Below are 2,864 nucleotides of genomic sequence, written 5' to 3' on the forward strand. Positions count from 1 at the left end.
GGCGGCGCCCGGGTCGCCGTGCGCGGTGCCCGAGGACCTCGTCGTGGACTTCCTCGCCGAACTGCCCGTCGGCGCGCTGCCCGGCGTCGGCACCGCGACCGCCCGCACCCTGTGCGAGTACGGCCTGGACACCCTCGGCGGGGTCGCCTGCGCACCCCTGTCCACGCTTCAGCGCCTGGTCGGGGCGCGGACCGGCCGCGAACTGCACGAGAAGGCGAACGGCGTCGACCGGGGCCGGGTCGTACCGAACGCCGTCGCGCGCTCGCTCGCCACCGAACACCCCTTCTCCCACGACGAGCTGAATCCGGACCGGCACCGCCGCGCCCTGCTCGCAGGCACCGACGAACTGGGCTCCCGGCTGCGCGCCCTGGACCAGGTGTGCCGCACCCTGACCCTCACCGTCCGTTACGCCGACCGCTCCTCGACGACCCGCACCCGCACGCTCAGGGAACCGACCGCCCACTCGCCGGCACTGACCGAGGTGGCCTACGGCATGTACGACGCCCTCGGCCTCCAGCGCGCCCGCGTCCGTGCGATCGCCCTGCGCGCCGAGGGCCTCACCCCCGCCGAGCAGGCCTCCCACCAGCTCGCCTTCGACCCCGTCGACGACAAGCTTCGCCGCATCGAGGAGGTCGTGGACCGCGCTCGGGCGAAGTTCGGTCCGCACGCGGTGATGCCCGGGCGGCTGGCCGCGTGACGCCCCCGTACGGCTCCTCTCAGTTGGCCCACGGCGGCACGATCCGCGTGCCGTCGGCCAGCTCCGCCTCCAGGCCGAGGGAAGTGGTGACCCAGGTGACGGTGGTCTCCGCCGTCGGGTTCTCGACGGCGAGGGTCGCGCCCGAGTTGATGATCAGGGTGTCGCCCGCGGTGACGCGATCGGTGCGGCCGTCGAGCGTGACCAGCAGTTCGCCGCTGAGCAGATGAAGGATCTCCTCCTTGGTGACGGTGTGCGCGGGCGCCTTGGTCCCCGGCGGGATCTCGCCCCGCCAGGCGGCCAGCTCCCTGCTGCCGGTACGGGGAGTGGCGTGCGAGACGAAACGGGCGCCGTGGATCTCGTGGACGACGGCTTCGGACGGGCGGACGACAGGCATGCGGGCCTCCTGGGGCCTTCTGGAGTCATGAGGGCTGGTGGACGAGAGTCATGAGGACTCGTACGACCACAGATGGTCAAGCAGCTTGACCATATGACACATGGTCAAGCTGCTTGACCAATTCGTCAAGGGTGTTTCAATGCAGGCGTGCAGAACTCCGAAGCCCTGGCCCTGACCGCCGCCCTGCTCGCCGCCGCCGGGGACCTGACGCGCCGCATCGACGAGGGTGTCACCGCCCGTGGCTTCGAGGGGCGGCCCGCGTACGGGTTCGCGTTCACCCGGCTCGCCCCGGACGGTGCGACGGTCACCGACCTCGCCACGCATCTCGGGGTGACCAAGCAGGCCGCCAGCCAGCTCGTCGACGAGCTCGTGCGCAAGGGGTACGTCGAGCGCCGGCCGCATCCCGGTGACGCCCGGGCCCGGCTGGTCGTGCTGACCGAGCGGGGGTGGGCCTGCACCCGGGCGGCGGAGGAGGTGGCGGCCGAGGTCGTCGCGGGGTGGGCCGAGTCGCTCGGCGGGGAGGGTGAGATGCGGGTGTTGCGTGATCAGCTGGCGCGCATCGCGCCCTGCGGCCCCATCAGGCCCGCCTGGTGACGATTCGACGTCACGTGTCAGCGTCCACGGCCATCACTTGAAGTTTTTACTGACGCGTAACTTCCCACTTTTTCTACTCGCCCGTAACTTGGCGAATTAGAACAGCATCCTCGTGATCCGGATCACAGGGCGAACGTCGTCGCACATCCCTTGAGCCGCAAGGAGATCACCCGATGCTGCCCTGGAAGCGCCTCATCAGACCGTTGGCCGCCCTGTGCCTGGCCGCCGCGGCGACCGTCGTCCCCGCCACCGCCGCCGGGGCCGCCGACACGGCCGCCGCACCCAGCCGTGGCTGGAACGACTATTCCTGCAAACCCTCCAGCGCACACCCCCGCCCCGTCGTCCTCGTCCACGGAACGCTCGCGAACTCCGTCGACAACTGGCTGGGCCTCGCGCCGTACCTCGTGAACCGGGGCTACTGCGTCTACTCCCTCGACTACGGCCAACTCCCCGGCGTCGCCTTCTTCCACGGACTCGGCCCCATCGACAAGTCGGCGGAGCAGCTCGACGCCTTCGTCGACCGGGTGCTCGCCGCGACCGGCGCCGCCGAGACCGACCTCGTCGGCCACTCGCAGGGCGGCATGATGCCCCGCTACTACCTCAAGTTCCTCGGCGGAGCCGCGAAGGTGAACGCCCTCGTCGGCATCGCCCCCTCCAACCACGGCACCACCCTGAACGGCCTCACCGAACTCCTCGCCTACTTCCCCGGCGCGGGCGACCTGCTGTCCTCCGCGACCCCGGCCCTCGCCGACCAGGTGGCCGGATCCGCCTTCATGACCAAACTCAACGCGGGCGGCGACACCGTCCCCGGCGTCACGTACACGGTCCTCGCCACCAAGTACGACGAGGTGGTCACGCCGTACCGGTCCCAGTTCCTCGACGGGCCGAACGTACGCAACGTCGTCATCCAGGACCTCTGCGCGCTCGACCTCTCCGAGCACGCGGTGATCGGGCTCCTCGACCGCATCGCGTTCCACGAGGTCGTCAACGCCCTGGACCCGGCTCACGCCACCCCGACGACCTGTCTCTCGGCCGTCGGCTGACACGTGTGCGTACGCACCGCCGGGACCACCCCGCGGTGCGTACGCACACTCCGCCCGGCGGTGCCGACACATGCCGCCGGGGCCTGTCCGGCCTGAGCCGCCCGACAGGCCCCGGAAGCCGTCAGCGGCCGTGCCG

The 2,864-nt window shown here is 71.2% G+C and carries 4 protein-coding genes; 3 read left to right on the forward strand and 1 reads right to left on the reverse strand.

The annotated features are described in order from the left end of the window. Positions 1-697: DNA polymerase Y family protein (locus AWZ10_RS22715; RefSeq protein ID WP_060891925.1), on the forward strand; the 697-nt coding region annotated here is incomplete at its 5' end. Between the two features lie 19 nt (positions 698-716). Here the strand turns inward: AWZ10_RS22715 and AWZ10_RS22720 are convergent. Beyond that, on the reverse strand, positions 717-1,091 hold the full coding sequence (locus AWZ10_RS22720) for a cupin domain-containing protein (protein ID WP_046705254.1): 375 nt from the start codon (positions 1,089-1,091) through the stop codon (positions 717-719). 147 nt (positions 1,092-1,238) lie between these two features. Between AWZ10_RS22720 and AWZ10_RS22725 the strand changes: the two genes are divergently transcribed. Then, positions 1,239-1,685, forward strand: coding sequence for a MarR family winged helix-turn-helix transcriptional regulator (locus AWZ10_RS22725; RefSeq protein WP_060891924.1), 447 nt, complete (start codon positions 1,239-1,241; stop codon positions 1,683-1,685). Between the two features lie 173 nt (positions 1,686-1,858). Continuing rightward, complete coding sequence (locus tag AWZ10_RS22730; protein ID WP_046705256.1) at positions 1,859-2,728, forward strand: esterase/lipase family protein; 870 nt, start codon at positions 1,859-1,861, stop codon at positions 2,726-2,728. The last annotated feature ends 136 nt before the right edge of the window (positions 2,729-2,864 follow it).

It is taken from the genome of Streptomyces europaeiscabiei (genome assembly GCF_001550375.1).
GTDB lineage: Bacteria > Actinomycetota > Actinomycetes > Streptomycetales > Streptomycetaceae > Streptomyces > Streptomyces europaeiscabiei.